At 68.6% G+C, this 20,903-nt stretch carries 21 protein-coding genes; 10 read left to right on the top strand and 11 right to left on the bottom strand.

The features are described from left to right. Window positions 1–8: 8 nt before the first annotated feature. The 3 genes from JRI60_RS28445 to JRI60_RS28435 form a co-directional block, all read right to left on the bottom strand. Window positions 9–854: a HEAT repeat domain-containing protein gene (locus JRI60_RS28445; protein ID WP_204219027.1), complete on the bottom strand. Its 846-nt coding sequence runs from the start codon at window positions 852–854 to the stop codon at window positions 9–11. A gap of 516 nt (window positions 855–1,370) precedes the next feature. Beyond that, window positions 1,371–2,075, bottom strand: a complete 705-nt coding sequence (locus JRI60_RS28440) for a hypothetical protein (protein WP_204219026.1) — start codon at window positions 2,073–2,075, stop codon at window positions 1,371–1,373. A gap of 49 nt (window positions 2,076–2,124) precedes the next feature. Next, the gene (locus JRI60_RS28435; protein ID WP_239469761.1) at window positions 2,125–3,129 is read right to left on the bottom strand and encodes an FAD:protein FMN transferase; all 1,005 of its coding nucleotides are present in this window, start codon (window positions 3,127–3,129) and stop codon (window positions 2,125–2,127) included. 158 nt (window positions 3,130–3,287) lie between these two features. Here JRI60_RS28435 and JRI60_RS28430 point away from each other — a divergent pair, with 158 nt between their 5' ends. The 9 genes from JRI60_RS28430 (at window position 3,288) to JRI60_RS28390 (ending at window position 11,812) form a co-directional block, all read left to right on the top strand. Further along, window positions 3,288–4,775, top strand: coding sequence for a hypothetical protein (locus tag JRI60_RS28430; RefSeq protein WP_204219024.1), 1,488 nt, complete (start codon window positions 3,288–3,290; stop codon window positions 4,773–4,775). Further along, the gene (locus JRI60_RS28425; protein WP_204219023.1) at window positions 4,775–5,473 is read left to right on the top strand and encodes a cupredoxin domain-containing protein; all 699 of its coding nucleotides are present in this window, start codon (window positions 4,775–4,777) and stop codon (window positions 5,471–5,473) included. Before JRI60_RS28430 ends, JRI60_RS28425 begins: the two co-directional genes overlap by 1 nt. 74 nt (window positions 5,474–5,547) lie before the next feature. Then, on the top strand, window positions 5,548–6,960 hold the full coding sequence (locus tag JRI60_RS28420; protein ID WP_204219022.1) for a hypothetical protein: 1,413 nt from the start codon (window positions 5,548–5,550) through the stop codon (window positions 6,958–6,960). 14 nt (window positions 6,961–6,974) lie between these two features. Beyond that, on the top strand, window positions 6,975–7,499 hold the full coding sequence (locus tag JRI60_RS28415) for a hypothetical protein (RefSeq protein WP_204219021.1): 525 nt from the start codon (window positions 6,975–6,977) through the stop codon (window positions 7,497–7,499). Further along, a complete protein-coding gene (locus tag JRI60_RS28410; RefSeq protein WP_204219020.1) occupies window positions 7,496–8,083 on the top strand; it encodes an FMN-binding protein in 588 nt (195 codons plus the stop codon). The genes JRI60_RS28415 and JRI60_RS28410 overlap by 4 nt, the downstream gene beginning before the upstream one ends. A gap of 7 nt (window positions 8,084–8,090) precedes the next feature. After that, complete coding sequence (locus JRI60_RS28405) at window positions 8,091–8,678, top strand: hypothetical protein (protein ID WP_204219019.1); 588 nt, start codon at window positions 8,091–8,093, stop codon at window positions 8,676–8,678. Beyond that, a complete protein-coding gene (locus JRI60_RS28400; RefSeq protein ID WP_204219018.1) occupies window positions 8,675–9,400 on the top strand; it encodes a glycosyltransferase family 2 protein in 726 nt (241 codons plus the stop codon). Before JRI60_RS28405 ends, JRI60_RS28400 begins: the two co-directional genes overlap by 4 nt. After that, window positions 9,397–10,755, top strand: a complete 1,359-nt coding sequence (locus tag JRI60_RS28395; protein ID WP_204219017.1) for a protoporphyrinogen/coproporphyrinogen oxidase — start codon at window positions 9,397–9,399, stop codon at window positions 10,753–10,755. The genes JRI60_RS28400 and JRI60_RS28395 overlap by 4 nt, the downstream gene beginning before the upstream one ends. Window positions 10,756–10,849: 94 nt before the next feature. Beyond that, window positions 10,850–11,812: an SDR family NAD(P)-dependent oxidoreductase gene (locus JRI60_RS28390; protein WP_204219016.1), complete on the top strand. Its 963-nt coding sequence runs from the start codon at window positions 10,850–10,852 to the stop codon at window positions 11,810–11,812. 2 nt (window positions 11,813–11,814) lie between these two features. Here JRI60_RS28390 and grxC read toward each other — a convergent pair whose 3' ends face one another. The 6 genes from grxC to JRI60_RS28360 all read right to left on the bottom strand — a co-directional run bounded on the left by grxC (window position 11,815) and on the right by JRI60_RS28360 (window position 17,382). Further along, window positions 11,815–12,096 (bottom strand): glutaredoxin 3, encoded by a 282-nt coding sequence (gene grxC / locus JRI60_RS28385; protein WP_204219015.1) that lies wholly within the window; start codon window positions 12,094–12,096, stop codon window positions 11,815–11,817. 137 nt (window positions 12,097–12,233) lie between these two features. Then, entirely contained in the window at window positions 12,234–13,244 is a 1,011-nt protein-coding gene (locus JRI60_RS28380) for a DUF481 domain-containing protein (RefSeq protein ID WP_275439009.1), read from the bottom strand. A gap of 293 nt (window positions 13,245–13,537) precedes the next feature. After that, window positions 13,538–14,230: a histidine phosphatase family protein gene (locus JRI60_RS28375; RefSeq protein WP_204219014.1), complete on the bottom strand. Its 693-nt coding sequence runs from the start codon at window positions 14,228–14,230 to the stop codon at window positions 13,538–13,540. Then, window positions 14,230–15,303, bottom strand: coding sequence for a phosphotransferase family protein (locus JRI60_RS28370; protein ID WP_204219013.1), 1,074 nt, complete (start codon window positions 15,301–15,303; stop codon window positions 14,230–14,232). The genes JRI60_RS28375 and JRI60_RS28370 overlap by 1 nt, the downstream gene beginning before the upstream one ends. Window positions 15,304–15,316: 13 nt before the next feature. Further along, a complete protein-coding gene (locus JRI60_RS28365) occupies window positions 15,317–16,141 on the bottom strand; it encodes an SDR family oxidoreductase (RefSeq protein WP_204219012.1) in 825 nt (274 codons plus the stop codon). After that, window positions 16,138–17,382 carry an acyl-CoA dehydrogenase family protein gene (locus tag JRI60_RS28360; RefSeq protein ID WP_204219011.1) on the bottom strand — a complete coding sequence of 415 codons (1,245 nt, stop codon included), beginning with the start codon at window positions 17,380–17,382 and terminating at the stop codon, window positions 16,138–16,140. Before JRI60_RS28360 ends, JRI60_RS28365 begins: the two co-directional genes overlap by 4 nt. Before the next feature lie 78 nt (window positions 17,383–17,460). Here JRI60_RS28360 and JRI60_RS28355 point away from each other — a divergent pair, with 78 nt between their 5' ends. Further along, window positions 17,461–18,381 carry a LysR family transcriptional regulator gene (locus JRI60_RS28355; RefSeq protein ID WP_204219010.1) on the top strand — a complete coding sequence of 307 codons (921 nt, stop codon included), beginning with the start codon at window positions 17,461–17,463 and terminating at the stop codon, window positions 18,379–18,381. A gap of 21 nt (window positions 18,382–18,402) precedes the next feature. On the opposite strand, the gene JRI60_RS28350 is transcribed toward JRI60_RS28355, so the two are convergent. Further along, window positions 18,403–19,932 (bottom strand): SUMF1/EgtB/PvdO family nonheme iron enzyme, encoded by a 1,530-nt coding sequence (locus JRI60_RS28350; RefSeq protein ID WP_204219009.1) that lies wholly within the window; start codon window positions 19,930–19,932, stop codon window positions 18,403–18,405. After that, the gene (locus JRI60_RS28345; RefSeq protein ID WP_204219008.1) at window positions 19,929–20,903 is read right to left on the bottom strand and encodes a hypothetical protein; all 975 of its coding nucleotides are present in this window, start codon (window positions 20,901–20,903) and stop codon (window positions 19,929–19,931) included. Before JRI60_RS28345 ends, JRI60_RS28350 begins: the two co-directional genes overlap by 4 nt.

Below are 20,903 nucleotides of genomic sequence, written 5' to 3'. Positions count from 1 at the left end.
ACGAAGGGTCATTCCTTCCGAGGGTGACGCAGCGCTCGTGCGGCATCATCGAAGACCTTGGCCAGAGTTGGCTCCTCTGGACGGTGTGCTTCGATGAGAGCTGCGTCCTCCGGCTGGCCGATGAGCTGGAGCAGCACTGCGGCTCGGAGGGAGCTGTTGGGAGCGGTGACGACGATCAGTTTCCGAGCCAGGTCGCGCAGCTCGGAACGGGTCTCCTTTGGGAGGGCGGGCAGGACCTGCTCTTTATGCCGCAGCAGCAGTGATGCGAGGCACTCGCAGTAGTAAGCGACCGGATCTCGTTCATTCCGCTGGCCTGCCGTGTTCTCGAGCAAGGTGTGGGCAGTGGAGATGAACGAGGGGAGGGTCGAGAGCTGTTCTGCTGGCAGTTCCTCCTCGAGCACGTTGATGACGCCCGTCTTGTGCTCCACGGGAATGCAAGGGTCGAGGGCCCAGGTGCGAAGCTCTCCAGGAGTCTTCTCCAGGAGCACGAGCAGGCCCTGCAGGCTCTTATAGCGATCCGAGGTCAGCTTCTCCAGACTGCGCCGAACGACAGGCACCAGCTCCGGGTGGCGTCTCCTCCAAAGAGCGTGCACCACCGAAAACAGATCCCCAGGCTCTGGCGTGCCCTCTGCCAATCTCTCCAGCCTGCGCGCCAGGGTGGCTCGTACGTTCGTCTCCTCGATACGACCCAGAGCACTGACAATGGCCTCTACGACGGACGCTCCATCGTAATCATTCCGGGCTTCTTCAATAGCGAGCTGTTGTTCCAGGCGCTTGGCATTGGCCGCGCCGCCAAGCACCCCCAGACCGAAGGCTGCTGCCTGACGTACTCGAGCATCAGGGTCCTTCAGCATGGCATCCAGCAAGCTTCTCGCCCTGCGGGGTTGCTCGCCAATCCTTGATATCAGCGCGCGTGCCCGGTCCTCCTCTCCCCAGGCACATGCGTCTACCAGTTCGTTTCGCAACTGCTCCATGTCCATTGCGCGGGTCATCGCCTATCTGCTCGTCTAAGCCAAGTGGGGTAAGTCCTTTCAGGAGGGAGCTCCCGGTCGCGCTCGGGAGCAACTGGTCTGACAGTCAGACCAGTTCGTCCGGAGCGCGACCGGAAGGTGCCCCATCCTTTCCTGCAAGAGCACCCCTGAAAGAACTTAGGGCTCCTTTCAGAAACCGCCTCTGAGCGGAGCGCTCCCTCGGGCCACTCGGACTTGAGGGGGTTTTTGAAAGGAACTCTTACTCCAGCTGGCTTAGGGGAAGCTGGCCACCAGGAGGTACGTGGCGCTGGACCACGGCACCGTCGAGTAGGTACGATTCGTGGAGGGTCGAACTGTCCACCCGCAGCATGGACGCTATTGACAGAGAGTAGTTTATTGCTAATCGCTCTTGATTGGTTTGGGCATGTACATCTGGTCTGTTCGCGCCATGTCGCTGCTATATTCGTTGATGCACGAGCATTTGCCTACACACGTTCGTCTAAAGATTGGGACGTCAATGCCACCTTCGGTCATTGATATTTTGAGTGCTCCAAAGGCCATGCTGTAATAGTCAATCTTGGTGTGCTTGCTTTTTTGATTTGGATCATCTAGTTTTATCTCCTTGAGATATTTCTTGAATGATAGTTCTCCGCCGCAGTGGCGGAAGACGAGCATTTGATTGAACTCGCCCTTTTTGAAGTTGTTCTCGAATTCCTTGACGGAGGTGAACCATTTGTCCTCGTGCTTTTTTCCTTCCCATCTGGTTGGATTCAGCTTGGTGATCCAAATGCCGCCAGTGTAGGCCTTCTTTAGCAGTTCGATATCTATCAAAAACAGGACGGGGCCATAGGCGTTTAGTCTGCTGGCTCGATGGTGAATGTCCACTGAGTCAGCGAAGACGTCAAACCATACCCCCATGTCCTTGTCTATTTTGTCGGAGTTTTGAGGTGTCTGGTACAAACCTTTTTGCTCAATGGAGCCACGCGACAGTAGGGCGCCATTGCGTAGGAATTGGCAGGAAGTAATCACGCTGTTGGCGTGATGGATGTGCTCGACCCCTTCTCTTTTGAGCACTTCGTAGACTTTCTTCGCAGAGATTCTCATCGTCAAGCTCGTAGAGGTTGATTCTAATCAAGGATAATGAGGCGGACACTCAGCGGCTTGGGCGCTTCAGCTTCTTCTCCAGCCCGGGTGACACCAGCACTTGATTGTCCGCCGTCACCACCACTGCGGAGGCGCCGTACTTTTCCGCGAGCGCCAGCCCCTCCTGGCCTCCGAGGATGAACACGGATTTCGTCAGCACCTCCGCGTCCACCGCGCTCGGCGCGAGGAGCGTCGCTGAACGTGAGGCCGTTGCCGGGTAGCACGTCCGCGGATCGATGATGTGGTGGTAGCGCTTCCCCTCCAGGACAAAGAAGTTCTCGTAGTCGCCGCTCGTCGAGAACGCCGCGTCGGAGACCTCGAGCACCGCGAAGACGCTGTCCCGCTCTCCACGCGGATCCCGGATGCCCACCTTCCACGGCCGGTCCGCCTTCTTCCCCGCCGCGTAGAAGTCACCCCCGGCCTGCACGAAGAAGTCCTTGAACCCGAGCCCTCTCAGCTTCTTCACCGCCTGGTCCACGCCCCAGCCCTTCGCCAGCCCGCCCAACCCGAGCTGCATCCCCGCGCGCTTCAGCCGCACCGCGCACCCTGCCTCCCCTCCGTCCCCCACCAGCGCGAACTCCAGGTCCTTGTACGAGATGAGCTCGCACCGCTTCTTCAGCTCGGCCGGGTCCGGCAGGGCAGGGGTCAAGTCTGTCCCGAAGCGCCACATCCCTCGCAGTGCTGCCCAGGTCGGGTCGAACAGCCCTCCCGTCTGTTCCGCCCCCTGCACCCCTCGCCGCAGCGCCGCGCACAGGTCCTCGGGAATCGCCACGAACTCCCCGTCTCCCGCCTTGCGGTTCACCGCCGACAGCTCGCTGTCCGGGCGCCACTCGTTCATCACCTGGTTGACGCGCTCGAAGGCCGAGAACGCCGCGTCGAAACCCTCGCGCGCCTTCTCCGCCGTGCCTCCCACCAGCGTCACCGTCACCGTCGTCCCCATCATCGGGCGCGTCTCGGTGCGGACCCTCGGAGCGGGGGCAGCGGCCAGAACCACCAGCAGGGCACTCAGCATCATGGCCACCCTCTGTCCCATGAGAGCGCCTACTGCCGCCAGCGGTCCTCTCGTTGACCGCCTGTCCCAGGGCATAGTATGCAAATGTGCGCTTGTTGAGAATGAGTTTCAATTTCACCCACTCCGCGAAGGGCGCACCGGAGGTGGGAGGGCAGGGGTCCATGACACCCCGGGCCTTCGCCGTGGCCCTGGCATCGCTGACAGGCGCTGGAGTGGTGGCGCGAGTGCTCGCGCTGCCCCGGCTCCTGCCGGATCTCGATGCGGTGAATTTCGCTCGTTCTCTCCACGGCTTCGACCTGGCGGCGCAGGCCCCTCACTTTCCCGGTTACCCCGTGTACGTGGCCATGGCCCGGTTGGTCTCTGCCGCGGGTGCCCAGGAGGTGGTGGCGCTGGCCCTGCCCGGCCTCGTGCTCGGGGCGGTGGCCATCGGTGCCCTGGGTCTCGTCCTGCGGCCGTACCTCGGAGTGTTCGGGGCGCTGGCGGCCTCGGCCCTGCTGGCGCTGCTTCCCCTCCCGGTCCTCTTCGGTGCCACACCCGGCTCGGATGGGGTGGGGCTCGCGCTCCTGGCTCTCGCGGCCTGCGCCGTGCTGGTGGGTGACTCCTCGCCTCGGGCGGCGGTGCTCGCGGGCGTGGTGACCGGCCTGGCGCTCGGGGCCCGGCCCTCGTTCCTCCCGGCGTTGCTCGGACTGGCCCTGGTGGTGCCTCGCGGCCGTCGACTGGCGGCGCTCGTGGGGAGCGGGCTCGGCGTGGGGGCGTGGCTCCTCCCGATGGTGGCGCTCACGGGCCCGGCGGAGCTGCTGCGCATCGGCTCGGGTTTCCTGCGCGGCCACACGGGCGAGTGGGGCGGCACCGTGGCCGTGCGCCCGGAGCTCGGCTGGCGGTTGGAGAACTTCGGATTCGACATCGTCGCCGCGGGCCTCGGGCTGCCCTGGCCTGGTGTAGGCGGTGACTCCGCCATCCTGCTGGCCGCGCGTCTCCTCCTGGCGCTGGGACTGGCCGGGGCACTCGTGGCACTCATCCGTGCGGCGCTGCGTGGGACGCTGTCCACCTCCGAGCGCCGCGTGACGCTGCTGGCCCTGGCGTTCGGCGTCCCCTACGGCGCGTGGATGTTCCTCGGGCAGAACCTGCTCAAGGCGCGTCATGCCCTGCCGGTGGTGCTCGCGCTGGCGCTGCTGGTGGCGGTGGGCGTGGCGGTGCTCGCGCGCACGAGTCCTCCCCGGGTGCTCCTCCCGCTGGCCGGGGCGCTGACGGCGGCCACCGCGGGCGTGATGCTGCCGGTGGCACTCGATCAGGGCCGCGAGCCCTCTCCCGCCGCGCGCCTGGTGTCACACGTGTCCCGCACGCTGCCTCCGTCCGGCACGCTGCTCTTCACTGGCGAGGAGGCGCGGCTCTTCGAGCACTACGTGCCCCACTACCGCGCCGGCCGTCCGGCCACGGGCGAGCAGCTGCGCCGAGAGGTGGAGCGCGTGGCCGCCGCGGGGGCGGACGTCTACGTCACCTCCACCGCTCCCGGGTTCGAGGCACTCGCGGCCCACCTGGAGCCCGTCTCGCGCTTCGCGTGCGACCGGCGCGTGCGCTCGCACGCCCACGACATCGTTCTCTTCCACTACCGGCCCGCGCCGCCGGTTCTTCCGCAGAAGGTCCTCTGATGCGCGCCCGTCTCATCCTCGCCTTCGCGCTCTGCCTCGCCGCCTGCAAGGGCCCCACGCCCGAGGACTTCCGGCCCGTTCAGGAGTCGGCGAAGGGAAACCCTCGCGTCTCCGTGTCCCTCAACCGCATCACCGCCGGCCTCTACCGCGCCATCGCGCCCGCATGCATCGGGCAGCAGTACACCCTGCGCACGGAAACGGGAGAGCCCACGGACATCCAGCCGGCGGGAGGCCTGTCCATCCTGCCGGGGCAGGTCGTCGAGTTCCGCAACTACCAGCCCGAGGTGTCCACCAACGTCACCTCGCTGTCGGCGCCCGCGGCGCTCTTCAGCCCCAACCTGGTGAAGCCCTACAACGTCCGCACCGAGGGCAAGGAGACGTACTCCTACTGGCGCTACGCGTTCCCCACGCCGGGAGCCTACGAGTACTTCGACACCAACATGGGAGAACCGGGCCGCAAGGTGGTGGACTCCTACTACGGCACGGTCACGTACGTCGGCGAGTCGAATGCGCCCAAGGCGGTGGTGTGCGTGGATCCGCCCAACTGTGTCGCGTCCGCCGAGTGTCTGGCCGGCACCCAGCCCGAGGGCACCGTGTGCTGTACCTGCCTGGGCGTGTGCTGCGAGAAGGACATCCACTGTGCCACGGGCAGGACGTGTCTGCGTGGCCGCTGCGTGAGCTCCGAGACCGGCCAGTGAGCCCGCGTCCAGAAACCCATCCTCCGGCCGGGGGGAACGCGCAACGCGCCTCCGGCCTCGCTCCCTTCCTCCGCGTGACTTCCGGAGCCACCGTGCCGCGCCGCCTCTCTCTGCTCCTCCTCCCGTTGCTGCTCGCGCCCCTCACCGGTCTGGCGCAAGACGAGGGCTCCACGCCCGAGAAGAAGCCAGCGGCGGACGCCCCCCGTGTGCCCCAGGAGGAGCCATCGAAACAGGTCGAGGGCCCGCGCCTGGACCTGGAGGGCCTGGAGGATCCGGCCGCCACGGGCACGACGCCGCCGGCGCCCAACGCCGAGACACCCGGCCAGTCGTCGCAGGAGACCTTCACCCAGCGGCTCCAGCCGACCACCACGTTGACGCAGCGGGCGGCGGCCATCCTCGACCGGACGACGCTGGGAGGGTACGCCGAGCACGACTTCATCGTGCCCGAGCAGGGCAAGTCCACGTTCCGCAACCACCGGTACGTGCTCTTCGTCTACAGCCACATCTCCGAGCGCATCTCCACGGCGACGGAGATCGAGTTCGAATTCGCGGGCAGCCCGCTCAAGCGAGACGGCATCCTGGGCGCGGGCGAGGTGCTGCTCGAGTTCTCGGTGGTGGACCTGATGCTGACGGACTGGCTCACCTTCCGAGCCGGAGTCATCCTCGTGCCGGTGGGGGCGTACAACCTGCGGCACGACGCGCCGGCACAGGAGCTGCCCGAGCGGCCCATCGCGTACACCACGGTGGTGCCCACCACCTGGTTCGAGTCCGGCGCGGGCTTCCTCGGTGGCGTCGACCTGGGGCGGGACTGGCGGCTGTCCTACGAGGTGTATGCCATCAACGGCCTCGACGCGAAGATCCTCGATGGCCAGGGCTTCCGTGCGGCGCGCGGCAGCCACCTGGAGGACAACAACGACGACAAGGCCATCACCGGGCGCGTGTCCGTGTCGCCCTTCCTGGGCCTGGAGGCGGGCCTGTCCGGCTACACGGGGGCGTATGACCTCGAGAACCGCCGGGTGAACATGGTCAACGCGGATGTCTTCTGGCGGCTCGGCGCGTGGGATCTCACGGGCGAGGTGGTGCGCGCCTTCATCGATCCCGGCTACGTGCAGGGCTTCCCGGAGGGCTCGACGGCCAACACGCGCGACCGGGTGCCGACGGGGATGTTCGGCTTCTACGGGCAGGCCAACTACCGCTTCCGCGTCGAGCCCTTCTTCCGGCTGCTCCCGGACGAGTGGCACGACGGCCACTTCACCGCCTCGCTCCGGTATGAGGAAAAGAACACCGACACGGAGTTCGTCACCGCGGGAGATGTGTCGCGGCTGACGCTCGGGCTGAATTTCCGGCCGCTGCCGCCCTACGTTCTCAAGACGAGCTTCTTCTGGGAGAAGAGCGGCGGGGATGGCCAGATGCCGCACGCGTGGTCTCGCGACTTCTGGAGCGAGGGCCACTGGAACTTCATGGCCAGCGTGGCCTACCTCTTCTGAAAGCCGGGGAACCGATGCGCGCCTTCCTGCTCGCCACCGCCGTGATGCTCACCGCCGCCTGTGCCACGCCGCCCCGGCGTCCGGAGGGGGCTCCGTCGCGCGTGGTGGTGGTGGGCGCGTCGGCGGTGTCGAAGCCCGCGCCGCGAGGGCTCGTCGGGGACGTGCTCGGCGGGGACGAGCCGCGCGACGTCGTGGCGCGCGAGGGGGCCGAGGCCCTGCGCTCGCGCGGCTACGAGGTGGTGGCGGCGGAGTCGCTGCTGGGGCCGGCGCCCACGGTGGAGCAGGCCGCGGCGCTGGCGCGCCAGTACCGGGCGGAGGCGGCGGTGGTGCTGGTGCTGACGCGGTTGGACCTGTCCGCGCTGCAGCCGCTCGGCCGGGCCGAGGTCGAGCTGGAGTCGATGATGGTGGGACCGGATGGCCAGGTCCTGTCGAGCGGTGAGCGCCGAGGCGCCACCTCGGAGAGTCTCTATCGCGCGCGGACGGATTGGCGCTCGCATGTCAGGCAGGCCGTCGTCCAAGCGGTTCGGGAGTTGCCATGAGCGTGGTAAGGGGATGGCCCGTGAAGCACTTCTCGCTGGCACTGGCGGTGTGGCTGTGGGCGGGGGCATCGCTGCCCGCGGAGGCGGCGGCCACGTATTTCACCACGCCGCAGGTCCTCAAGGAGTTCTTCCCCAAGAGCCAGCGGGTCTCCTTCCGCAAGGTGAAGCCGGGCCCGGCCGAGCTGGCCGCGTTGCAGGGGCGGCTCGGGTACAAGCCGGCCAAGCCCGAGTACGTCATCTTCGTGGCCACCACGGGGGAGCACGTGGATGGCTATGCGATCATCGACGAGGAGCTGGGCCAGCACGAGCAGATCACCTTCGCGGTGAAGCTGTCGCCCGAGGGCGTGGTCGAGCGCCACGAGGTGATGGTGTACCGGGAGAAGTACGGTGAGGAGATCACCGACGCGCGCTTCCGGCGCCAGTTCCAGGGGAAGACGGTGAAGGACGCGGTGCGGGCGGGCGAGGACATCGACGTGGTGACGGGGGCAACCATCTCGTCGCGGTCGATGGCGGTGGGAGTGCGTCGCGCGCTCATCCTGTTGGACGAGCTCATCCTCAAGCCCGGTGCGCTGTCGAAGGGGTAGCCCGCTCGTGCGCCAGTTCGCCCGGCCATTTCCCATCACCCGCCTCTCGCTCGAGGCCCGCGTCCTCTACACCGGGTTCCTGCTGTTCCTGGTGCTGGGCTTCGTGTCCTCGGCGTGGCTGTACGCGGACTCGTTCGGAAGCCTGTCCGGGCAGGGCGCGGCCGAGTACTACCGGGGTGGAGCCACGGCCGCCGTGCCCGCTCCCGCGGTGGAAGCGGTGGGAGGCCCGGCGCTGGAACTGCCCGAGGAGACGGCGGAGGCCGCGCCCATGCGGCTGGAGAAGCCCCCGAGGCAGGTGATGGAGACGTTCCACTTCCACCTGTTCACGGTGCCGGTGGTGCTGCTCATCGTGGGCCACCTGTTCATGCTGACGGCGCTGTCCACGCGGCTGAAGGTGGGCGTCATCACGGTGGCCTCGGTGGCGACGTTCGTGCACCTGCTGGCGCCGCTGCTGGTGCGCTTCGTGGGGCCCCAGTGGGGCTGGCTGATGCCGGTGTCGGTGGTGGGGGCGGCGGTGGGGTGGCTGCCGATGCTGTTGTGGCCGTTGTGGGAGATGTGGCGGCCAGCGCAGGCCCCGGAGGCGGCGACGGGATGATCAGTGTCGTCATCCCCGCTCGCGACGAGGTGCGCGCCATCGCCGGGGTGGTGCGGCGGGTGGGCGAGTCGCTGGCGGGGGAGGCGCACGAGATCCTCGTGGTGGACGATGGCTCGCGGGACGGTACGGGCGCGCTGGCGCGTGAGGCCGGAGCGCGGGTGCTGACACTGACGGGCGTGGGCTACGGCGCGGCGATCAAGGCCGGGGCCGCCGAGGCCCGGGGCTCGCTGCTGGCGCTGCTCGACGCGGACGGCACGTACCCGGAGGCGGCGCTGCCGGAGCTGGTGGCGGCGGTGCGGAGTGGCGCGCGGCAGGCGATCGGCGCCCGGCCGAAGCTCGGGGCCGCCGAGCCCTTCGCGCGCTCGGCGGTGAAGGCGCTCTTCCGGGGCGCGGTGCGGTGGCTGGGCGGCTTCGAGGCGCCGGACCTGAACTCGGGCCTGCGGGTGCTGCGCACGGCGGATCTGCTGTCGCTCGCGCCGGTGCTGCCGGATCGCTTCTCGCTCACCACGACGCTGACATTGGCGCTGGCGGCGGCGGGAGACCCCATCGTCTTCCTGCCGATCGCGTACCACGCGCGCGTGGGCCGCTCGAAGTGGCGGCCGGTGCGGGACACGTGGCTCATGGGCCGCACGGTGGCGCGAGGCATCGGCTGGCTGCGCGAGGGCCGGGCGCCGGGAGCACTCGCGGCGTTGGAGCTGCCCGCCGTGGGAGGCACGGGGTGAGCGTCACGGTGGTGATTGGCGCGGGGCCCTCGGGGTTGGCCGCGGCGCACGCGCTCGTGCGGGCTGGCAGGCGGGTGGTGGTGCTCGAGGCGTCCACTCGAGTGGGAGGGCTCTCGGGCTCGTTCGACCTGGCGGGCTTCAAGGTGGACTACGGTCCGCACCGGCTGCACCAGGCGGCGGGGCCGGAGGTGCTGGCGCTCTACCGGACGGCCCTGGGTGGCGCGCTCCAGGTGAGGGCACGCAGCGGCATGGTGCACGTAGGCGGGCGGCGGCTGCCATATCCCCTGTCGCTGTTGGGCATCGCGAAAGGACTGGGGCTCGCCGAGGTGGCGAGACACGGGCTGTCGGCGGTGATGGCGCGGCTGCGTCCGCCGGAGGGGAGCCACTTCGGGGCGGAGGCGGCGCGGCGGCTGGGCCGGCACGCGGCGCGAGTGCTGTACGAGCCAGCGGCGAGGAAGGTGTGGGGCCTGGCGCCGGAGGAGCTGGACGCCTCGCTCGGCCAGGCGCGGGTGCAGAAGGGAGGCCCGCTGGGAGTGGTGCGCGCGGCGCTCGGGCGGGGAGGCTCGTTCGCGGGGCGGCGCTACTTCTATCCGGAGGGCGGCTTCGGTGCGCTGGCGGAAGGCCTGGCGGACGGCTTGCGCCGAGCCGGAGGCGAGGTGCACTGCGGAGCGGCGGCCGAGGGGCTGGTGGTGGAGCGAGGGCGGGTGCGGGCCGTGCTCGTGGAGGGGCGGGAGCTGCCGGCGGAGTCGGTGGTGGCGACGGCGCCGCTGCCGTTGCTGTGTGCCTGGACGGGAAGAGCGGAAGCGGCCGAGGGACTCGACTACCGCTCACTGACGCTGCTGTACCTGGTGCTCGCGAGGGAGCGGGGCACGACACAGGACGTACATTACTTCGCGGACGAGCAGCTGCCGGCGAACCGGCTCTTCGAGGCGCGGAACTTCCTGGGAGGAGCGGGCCCGGCGGGGAGGACGGTGGTGGGCTTCGATCTGCCGTGCGCGGTGGGAGACGCCATCTGGCGTGCGTCGCCGGAGGAGCTCACGGAGCGGGTGCGGCCGGCGCTGGAGCGGACGGGGCTGGCGGGGGTGGACATCCTCGGGGCCGAGGTGCGGCGCATGGCGACGGCCTACCCGCTGTATCGCAAGGGCTTCGCCGAGGTACGGGAGCGCGCCTTGAACGCATTGAGTGGGGTGGAGGGACTCTATCCATTGGGTCGCGGCGCATTGTTCGTCCACGACAACGTGCACCACGCGTGCGCGGCGGGTTTGGCGGTAGGGAGACTGCTCGCGGAAGGCGCGAGTTCCCGAGTCTGGCGGAGCCGGCAGAAACCGTATCTGGAAACGCGGATCGAGGACTGACTCGGTGGTATGTCCCCTCTCCCTCTGGGAGAGGGTCAGGGTGAGGGTCTTCCCTCCGTGGTCACCTCGCCCTGGAAGCAATGGAGTGAGTGTCATGAAGGTGCTGGTCACGGGCGCAGCGGGCTTTATCGGGTATCACGTCTGTGAGCGGCTGCTCGCGCGAGGGGACTCGGTCATCGGGTTGGACAACCTGGACGCGTCGGGTGACGTGACGCTGAAGGCGACGAGGCTGTCGAGGCTGAAGGCGGCGCCGAACTTCGGTTTCCACCGGATGGACATCCGGGACGTGAAGTCGTGCAGGGAGCTGTTCGACGGAGCGAAGCCGGAGCGGGTGGTGCACCTGGCGGCGCGGGTGGGGGTGCGCTCGACGCCGGCCGAGGCGCAGGACTACACGGAGACGAACGTCACGGGCTTCCTGCAGGTGCTGGAGCTGTGCAGGCAGGCGAGGGTGGAGCACCTGGTGTTCGCCTCGTCGAGCTCGGTGTACGGGATGGGAACGCCGGTGCCCTTCTCCGAGCACGCAGTGGCGGACAAGCCGCTGAGCCTCTACGCGGCGACGAAGCGGGCCAACGAGCTGATGGCGCACGTCTACAGCCACCAGTACGGGCTGGCGGTGACGGGGCTGCGGCTGTTCACGGTGTATGGCCCGTGGGGCCGGCCGGACATGGCGCCGATGCTGTTCCTCCGGGCGATGCTGGAGGGCCGCTCCATCGTGCTGAACGGTGAGGGGAAGATGCAGCGCGACTTCACGTACGTGGACGACGTGGTGGAGGCGCTGGTGCGGGTGCTGGACAAGCCGCCCTCGGGCGCGCCGCCGTACCGGGTGCTGAACGTGGGACGGGGCGCGCCGGTGTCGATGGCGCGCTTCGTGGACCTGCTGGAGGAGCGGCTGGGAACGAAGGCCTGGGTGGAGCTCAGGCCCGCGCAGCCGGAGGAGCTGGAAGTGACGTGCGCGGACGCGACGGCCCTGGAGCGGGAGACGGGCTTCCGTCCCTCGGTGTCACTGGAGCAGGGGCTCTCGAAGCTGGTGGAGTGGTACCGGGGTGGCGAGGGCTGAGCTCAGGAGGGATGGGAGACGATGTCCCCGGTGCCCAGGAGCGCATCCAGCTCGCCGCACTCGTCGAGCTCCATCAGCTCGGAGCAGCCGCCGATGTGCTGGCCGGCGATGAAGATCTGCGGCACCGTCGTGCAGCCGCCCGACTGCTCCACCATCTCGGAGAAGCAGACCTCGTCCTCCGTCACGTCGATGTCCTCGAAGTCCACACCCTTCTCGGACAGGAGGGCCTTGGCCCGTTTGGAGTAGGCGCAGTACGTCTTCGTATAGAGCGTCACGAGACTCATGGGGAGGTGCCTCCTCGCACCTCCGCCCAAGCTAGCCACGTGCGACGGGGATGCGCGGGAACCGGGGACTCCCGCCTGCTCGCGAGCCATGCGGGCGTCCCATCGTCGAGGAGCCCGCCCCCCGTGGGCCGTGAAGACTAGAAGGTCACCGCGAGGCTCACCGAGAGCGAGGTATCGGTGGGCACCTTCCCCTCGGCCGGCTCGCTGTCGTACTGGAGGAGGAAGGTGGTGGAGATCGCCAGCGCCTTGGTGAGCTTCACATTGAGCTGGGTCTGGTTGTTGACCAGCAGGCGCGAGCCCTCGATGAGGCTGGGCAGCACGCTGAGTTCTTCCAGGAAGGCGACGTCCTTGGTGATGCCGTAACGGAAGGCCGCGCCGAAGCGGGGGCCGCCGAGGGACACGTCGGGTATATCCATCCGCGTGGGGTAGTACTGGAAGCGCAGCTCGCGGGCGTAGCGGAAGGCCAGGTCCGTGCGCAGGAAGGCATCGCCGCCGTCCTTGCGCTTCTCGTCCCACCAGATGATGCCGACACCGGCCTCGCCGGCACCGCGGAACTCGATGCTCTTCACATGGTCCGTGTCCCCGCTGGCCAGCAGGTAGCCACTGACCTTCTCGGTGAAACGGCGGTCTCCGCGGATCTGCAGGGCCGCGGCGAGCGCGTTCACCTGCGACTCCGGCGCCACCTCTCCGGCCACCCCGGGAGGACGGCTCTCACCGTAAACGCCCGTCGCCTTGACGGAGTAGATCCAGTGCTCCGTCTTGCGCTCCGCCGTGGCCAGGCCGTTGAAGGTGACGGTGGAGGCATTGCCGGTGATGAAGATGAGGCCCAGGCCCACGGTGACGTCCCAGACGTCCTTCTTCGCCTCCTCCTTCTTCTCGGCGGGCGTCTCGGGGGTGGCGGGCTGCTCGGCGGCGGGCGCCGTCCGCGCGATGCCTTCCGCGAGCAGCTTGATGGCTTCCGCCATGCGGGCATTGGCCTCGGCGGAGCGCTCGGCGGCGGCGGCGGCACGCTCGGCGGAGACCGCGGCACGCTCGGCGGCGGAGGTGGTCTGCTCGGAAGCAGGCGCCTGGGCGGGAGTGGAAGGCTGCGCGGCGGCGGGGGCCTGGAACGTCAGGAAGGCGGAGAGGAGGGTGTGAACGGGAAGCACGGCGGACTCGCGAGGTGGATGAGTGACTTCAGCGGCTGGGCAGGATGAGTGCTCGCGGCCGCTGGTAGAACGCGGAGTCTTCTACCAGGGATGCTTCGGGCACAATGTCCTGTTTCCATCACTGGGGCCTCCAGCATGCACGAACCGGACCAACCCCGAGTCACGCGGAACCCCGCGAGAAGAGAGGTGTCCGGGCCGGGTGCTGACTCGGGAAGCCCCCGCTGACACTCCGGCTGACATGTCAGCCCGGCGGCTTCGACATGTCAGCGGGCGTGCCGGGGACCCGGACCTCGCTACCGGTAGGTGATGAGCGCGCGCCGAGGGCCCTCGAAGTGGCCGTGCTCGTTGAGCGTGGAGAGGTAGCGGCCCCGCTCGCTGTAGATGACCTTGGTGATGCCGCAGTTGGCGAGCGTCCAGTTGAGGCGGAACGCATGGCTCACGGGGATCTGCAGCAGCTCCCGGCAGATGGCGGTGATGGGCCCGCCGGAGGTGAAGACGAGCGCGGTCTTGCTGGACCCGAGCCGCCGGGTGAGCTCCTCGAGGGCCCCGAGGCAGCGCGCCTGGAAGGCGGACCAGGGCTCCGAGTAATCGGCGTCGTGTCCTCCCGCGGTCCAGCGCGCGACGGCCTGCGTGAACATCTCCTGGAAGGCCCGGCGTGGATCCGGCGCTCCGCTGATCGCCTCCACCATGCGCGCGTGGTCGGCGAAGCGGGGGTCGAAGCGGGAGATGATCTCCTCGTGGTCGAACTCGTCGAACCCGGCCAATCGCTGGGGCGAGAGGGCGAGGCCCATCGAGGCGAGACATCCCTCCGCCGTCTGAGCGTGGCGCTTGAGGGTGCCGCTGAAGACCGCATCGACCTCGGGAATGCGCGAGCGCAGCGCCTCGCCGAGCACCCGCGCCTGCTCGAGCCCGACGTCCGAGAGCTCGTCATAATCCGCCGCGCCGAAGGAGGCCTGCCCGTGACGGACGAGGTACACGGCACCCATCAGCGGCCCCCCTTCTTGATGATGCCCCGGCAGCGCCAGTCGAAGGAGTTGACGAGGATCCAGAAGTTCTTGAAGGCGGGGTTGCGCGTCTGCTTGTGGTGGTAGCGGTAGTAGATCTGCTGGGCGATGACGGCGAGGCGGAACAGGCCGTAGACCTCGTAGAAGGTCCAGCTCGCGGGCTTCAGTCCGGTGCGCTCGAGGTAGTACGCGACGACCTCCTCGCGCCGGAGCATGCCGGGCAGGTGGGTCGGCTGACGGCGGGTCATGCGCATCAACAGGTTGTCGTCGGCGTGCACCCAGTAGGCGAGCGTGTTGCCGAGGTCCATCAACGGATCGCCCAGGGTGGCCATCTCCCAGTCGAGCACGCCGATGACCTCGGAGGGACGCTCCGGGTCGAGCACCACGTTGTCGAAGCGCCAGTCGTTGTGGATGACGCAGGTGGCGATGTCGTCGGGGGTGTTGGCCTTCAGCCAGTCGCGCACGTACCGGAAGCTGGGGACGTTCCAGGTGCGCGCCTTCTCATAGCGATCCGACCAGCCCTCGATCTGCCGCCGGGGGTAGCCGGCGCCCTTGCCGAGCGACTCGAGCCCCGCGGCCTTGTAGTCCACCCGGTGCAGCTCGATGAGCTTGTCGATGACGTTGAGACAGAGCTGCCGGGTCTGGGCCGCGTCCAGGCGCAACCCGGGGGGCAGGCGCGAGCGGGGGATGAGGCCGGGGATGCGCTCCATCACATAGAACTCGGCGCCGATGACGGCGGGGTCCTGACAGAGCCCGACCATGGTGGGCACGGTGGGGTAGGCGGGCTTGAGCGCCTTCTGCACCGTGAACTCGCGCGCCATGTCGTGCGCCGACTTCGCCTTGGTGCCGGCGGGAGGGCGGCGCAGGATGAGGTCGCGGTTGGCGTACTCGAGGCGGTAGGTCCAGTTGGAGGCGCCGCCCGCGTACTGGGTGATCTTGGGAGTGCCCTCCAGTGTTGGCACCTGGGCCTTGAGCCAGGCGTCCACGGCCGGAACATCGAGCTCCTCGCCCGTGCGCACGGCCCTGGCCTCGTCGAGGGGAATGGTCGGTGACATGGGTCCTCGTCGCTCAGGTCCGCGGAGCCTCGGCGTGACCGCGGAGCTTCCGGGTGCGCTTCTGCATGAACGAGGTGTAGAGCTCACGCGGGAGGAGCCGCTTCATCAGCCAGGCCTGGCGGCCCTCGCGGTGGGGGAGGACGTAGAAACCGCGCTTCTCGACCGCCTGGAAGATCTGGTCGGCGATGTCGTCCGCGGTGACGGGCGAGCGATCGAGCAGCTTGTCCAGGGCCTTGCGCAGCCCGGGGTCGGTGGTGCGCATCGACTCGGCGAGGTTGGTCTTGAAGAAGGAGGGGCAGACGACGCTGACGGCGATGTGGTCATCGGCGAGCTCGTTCTGCAACGTCTCGGACAGCGAGACAACGGCGGCCTTGGACGCGTTGTAGCTGCTCATCTTCGGCACATCGAGCAGACCGGCCATCGAGGCCACGTTGACGAAGTGTCCGTGGCCCTGGCGCTTGAACATCGGCGTGAAGACCTTGCAGCCACGCACGACGCCCAGGAGGTTGATGTCGAGGATCCATTCCCAGTCGGACAGCTCGACATCCTCGATGGCACCGGCCTGGGCGACACCCGCGTTGTTGACCACCACGTCGACGCCGCCCCAGTTCGAGGCGAGCCACTCGGAGGCCGAGCGCAGATCCTCCTCGCGGGTCACGTCACAGCGGAGGTAGTGGGCGTGGGAGGTGAGGACAGTGAGGGCGGCCACGGTCTCCGCCCCACGGGCGTCGTTGACGTCGCCGATGCAGACGCGCCAGCCCGCCCGGGCGAAGCGCAGGGCGATGGACCGCCCGAGCCCGCTGGCGCCGCCGGTGATGAAGATGCGCTGGGTGCTCATGACTCGCGGCTCCTGGAGAACCCGCGCCGGGCGAGCTCGATGCGGGCGATGACGCCCTTGTGCACCTCGTCCGGTCCATCCGCCAGCCGCAGGCTGCGTGCCTGGGCGAAGAATCCCGAGAGCGCCGTGTCCTGGGACACTCCGGCTCCGCCGTGGATCTGGATGGCGTCATCCACCACCTTCTGGAGCACGTTGGGGGCGACAACCTTGATGGCGGAGATCTCGTTCATCGCACCCAGGGCGCCCAGCTCGTCCAGCTTCCAGGCGGCGTAGAGGGTGAGCAGGCGGGCCTGATCGATCGCGATGCGGGCCTCGGCGACGCGCTCGCGGTTGCCGCCGAGATTGAGCAGCGGCTTGCCGAAGGCGGTGCGCTTCATGCCGCGGTCGATCATCAGATCGAGCGCCTGCTCCGCCGCGCCGATGCAGCGCATGCAGTGGTGGATGCGGCCGGGGCCGAGGCGTCCCTGGGCGATCTCGAAGCCCATGCCCGGACCCCCGATGATGTTGCCGCGAGGCACCCGCACGTTGTGGAAGTGCACCTCGCCGTGGCCGTGGGGCGCGTCGTAGTCGCCGTACACGGGGAGCATGCGCTGGACCTCGACACCGGGAGCATCCAGGGGCACCAGCACCATCGAGTGTTGGTGGTGGCGATCCGCCGTCGAGTCGGGTGTACGGGCCATGAAGATGGCGATCTTCGCCCGGGGGTGGCCGAGGCCGCTCGACCACCACTTCTTGCCGTTGATCACGACGTCATCGCCTTCGACGACGACCGTGGCCTGCATGTTGGTGGCGTCCGAGGAGGCCACGTCGGGCTCGGTCATGCAGAAGACGGAGCGGATCTCCCCGGCGAGCAGCGGCGTGAGCCAGCGGGCCTTCTGCTCCTCGGAGCCATACTTCCAGAGCACCTCCATGTTGCCGGTGTCCGGGGCGTTGCAGTTGAAGACCTCCGGCGCCATCAGGCTGCGACCCGTCTCCTCGGCGATGGGCGCGTACTCCAGGGTGCTGAGGCCGGCGCCGAGCTTCGCGTCGGGAAGGAACAGGTTCCACAGGCCTTCCGCCCGGGCACGCGCCTTGAGCTCCTCCATGATGGAGGGCACCTTCCAGCGCCGCCAGTCGCCGCCGTGATCCGAGGCGCGGACGTCCGCCCAATACCGCGCCTCCACCGGCTGGATGTGGTCGCGGATGAAGCGCTGCACGCGCTCTCGGTAGTCCTTGGAACGGTCACTCGGCTCGAAGTTCATGAGGGGCCCCTTCGGTATGGCCGCGATCCTGCGGTCGAGGGCCTTGATGAAGCCAGTGAATGTTGGTCATGTGTTGCCATGAATGGGGCTCATGAATCGGGGCGGCTGGCACAGCTCGACCTCAACCTCTTCCGGGTGTTCGACGTCATCTACCGGGAGCGGAACCTCACCCGGGCCGCGGAGGTCCTGTTCCTCAGCCAGTCGGCGGTGAGCCACGCCCTGGCGCGCCTGCGCGAGCAGCTCGACGATCCGCTCTTCGTCCGGCAGGGACGCGGTGTGGTGCCGACTCCGCTCGCCGAGCGCCTGGCTCCTGGGATCCTGGAGGCGCTCGCGCTGCTCCAGCAGGCCGTGCATCGCACCCGTCACTTCGACGCCCGGCGTGACGTCGTCCAGGTCACCGTCGCGATGAACGATGTGCTCGAACCGTCGCTCCTGCCGCAGCTCGTCACGCGCCTGCGCGAGAGCGCCCCGCAGGTCCGGATCGCGAGCGTACGGCTCGACCGGGCCGGGCTGGAGAGGGATCTGGCGTCGGGGAGACTGGACCTGGCCATCGACGTGGCGCAGTCGACCGGCGCCGACCTGCTCCACACGCCGCTGCTGCGAGACACCTTCTGCGTGGTGAGCGCGCGGCGGCGGAAGCTGGATGTGTCGGCCTATCTGGCCGCGCGGCACGTCACCGTGTCCTCGCGGCGCACGGGCTTGACCCTCGAGGATCTGGTGCTCAGCCGTCTGGGTTACCAGCGAGAGATCGCCGTGCGCTGTCAGCACTACGAGGCGGCGTGCCGTGTCGTCGCCGGCTCGGACCTGCTCCTCACGATTCCACGGCGCCAGGCGGAGGCGCTCAGCGCCCCCCTGGGCATCCGCATCCTGCCGATGCCGGTGATGCTTCCCACGGTGGAGCTCCACCTCTACTGGCACCGCCAGGTGGATGGCGAGCCACGCAACCAGTGGCTGCGCTCGGAGTTCCTGGCCCTCACGGGAGGGCTGCTCGGAGGCTGATGGCGGAGCGTCAGACGGCCTCTACGAGAGCTCGATGACGAAGCGAACGCCCACGCCCGTCTGGGTCGGTTCCACCTGGGCGCGCCATGCGCAACCCCGGCGGGAGCTCCCGCAGACCACGGGTCCGCCCGCTTCCGTCACCGCGCGAGTCCATTCACCCCCGAAACGGAAGAGGTCTCCGCATCCCCAGGGGGACGTTGCTCCGGGCGACGACTCCATCCCGTTTCCCCAGGGGAACAGGCGCCCGTCCGGACCGCGCGCCGCCATCTCCCACTCATCGGCGGTCGGCAATCGGAAGCGCACGCCGAACCTCTGGCTCAGCGTGGCGGCCCAGGTTTCCGCCTGCTCGAAGGTGAGGTGGAACGGCCCCTCCTGTTGCGGAGGAGAAAACCATTTCGCCGTGACCAGGAAGCCCGCCGAGGGAGTGATGCGCCGGATGGGATTCGGGACGGCCATGCCGGGCTGTTCGTCGCCCAGCCAGTGGGGGAGGGGAGGAACCCATGCCAGGGGCAGCGCCAGCGGCTCGAACCGGTAGCCCTCTGGCGTGGCCAGGAGGGTCCGGGGCAGGGTGTGCGGCGGCGGACCGGCGGGCGTTGGTGGCAGCGGCTCGGTGAGGGCCTGGAAGAGCAGGAACACATGGTCTCGAGCGACCGGGTTCCCGAGGATGCAGCGGGCCACCTGGAGCTGCTCGCGTTGAGCGGGCAACGTCACCGCGGACTCGGACGGCAGAGGCTGGCCCGCGAGGAGGTGCAGCACCGCCCGGCGCGCCGTCTCGAACAGGGGGGCGTCGTGGCGCGTGGGCCCGAGCCCTCCCTCGTTGGAGAGCCTGCAACTCCGCACTCCGACAGCCAGGCGGCGGGCACCGTAGCGGCCGGTGAGGAGCAACGCCGTGGTGCGCACCTCCCAGTCCGGATCCTCGAGCGCGGCTTCGAGTACCTGTTCGATCCTGGCCGTCAACGCCGGGTGGTCCTTCCCGAGCCAGCGCAATATCTGTCTGCGGGTGCCAGGGTCCGGCGTGGCGAGGAAGAGCGCCAGGGCATCGTCCCTCCCTCCGCGCGCGGGAGCCATCTCCGTGAGCGCGTGCTCGAGGATCTCCCGCGCGAGCTCGCGCACCGAGGGGTCGGGATGTTCGAGCTGAGCGAGCACTCCCTGCGCCAGGCTGCCGTCGCGTAGGAGGCCCGCCATCCTGAGGCCCTGGCGCACATCGCCAGGAGCCGTGGCCCGGAGCAACCGCTCCACGCCGGAGCTGGTGACGGCCGGCAGGTTGCGCCCGAGTGCATCGGCGTGAGCCAGCGCGTCGGGGCCGCGCACCTCCAGGAACCGGACCCCCGTCTCGGGTTCGAAGGTGTAGTCGAGCTCGCCATCACGCTCGGGCAAAGACCAGCTCACGAACACCGGCTCGGACTGTCCCGCGTTCATCGCGGCGCGGTCGGGCTCCCGCGTCCAGCCCTCGGATGAGAGGAAGGACTCGAGTGCCTCCAGCCGCGCCCCTGGCGCCAGGACGACCACGGCCGCTCGAGGGCTTCGCTCCGCGGGCCAGTGGAGCGTCACTCCAGAACCTCTTCCGTCTGGGTGGCGTCCTTCTGGAAGAAGACTCGCGCTCCCACGTCCAGCAGCGGCCTCTTCTCGCGCATCGCCATCTGCTTGTCGAAGAAGACGACGCGCACCGCGTCGATCTGCCGGCCGTCGGCCAGCTTCTTGTCCCGGATCTGCTTCCTGATCGCGTCGATCTCCCAGAGGTGGATGTGCTCGTTCGGCTCCACCAGGCACGAGTACTCCACCGTGCGCGACGTGGCCTCGTAGCCGACGGGCAGCAGGCGTGGCTCACCCGCGGAGTAGATGGGGCGCTCCTCGGGCATGACGCGCGGCGAGAAGTAGCGCGTGAGCCGGGGTTTGGCGGCGCGGGCCATCGCGGCCTGATGTTCCAGTACGGCGCGCAGGTACGAGGCGCTGCTGGTGGTATTCAGGGCCCGGCACAGCAGGACCTGATCGCCCACCTGTTCGCGGCTGTCCCAGGAGGCCCAGAACGCCCTGGGGTCATCGTACACGGCGGCAACCTCGCGCTCCGTGGTCACCACGATGTGGCGATGACTCTCGGCAATGGGGACTTCGGGGAGGCAGTCCGGTCCATTGCCCTCCCTACGCATCGAGAGTGACTCGAGTCCCCCACGGCGTAGGAGCTGACGGGAGATCTCCGCGAGCGCGACCAGGCGGGCTCCGAATCCATCCACTTGGGGGCTCTCCACACCGAATTCGATCGTCACGCCCCAGGGGGGGGCCGACTCGAAGATCATCACTTCCCGATCCTCCCCCGAGAGTACGAGACGCACACTCTGCGGCTGCCGCGCGCGCATCTGCTCCAGCGCGGCTGGGAGCTCCTCCATTTTCCGGCGCCCCGCATCCTGCGGGCTCGCCCAGGCGACGACAGGTCCAACGCCGGCCTCGTTGATCGCATCAAGGCAGGTCTTGACCGCATCGGTGATGTTGTCCCTCTGCAACGAGGCGTCGAGTGTAAGGATCAT

Source organism: Archangium violaceum (genome assembly GCF_016887565.1).
Lineage (GTDB): Bacteria > Myxococcota > Myxococcia > Myxococcales > Myxococcaceae > Archangium > Archangium violaceum_B.
This window is presented reverse-complemented; position numbering and strand designations above follow the sequence as displayed.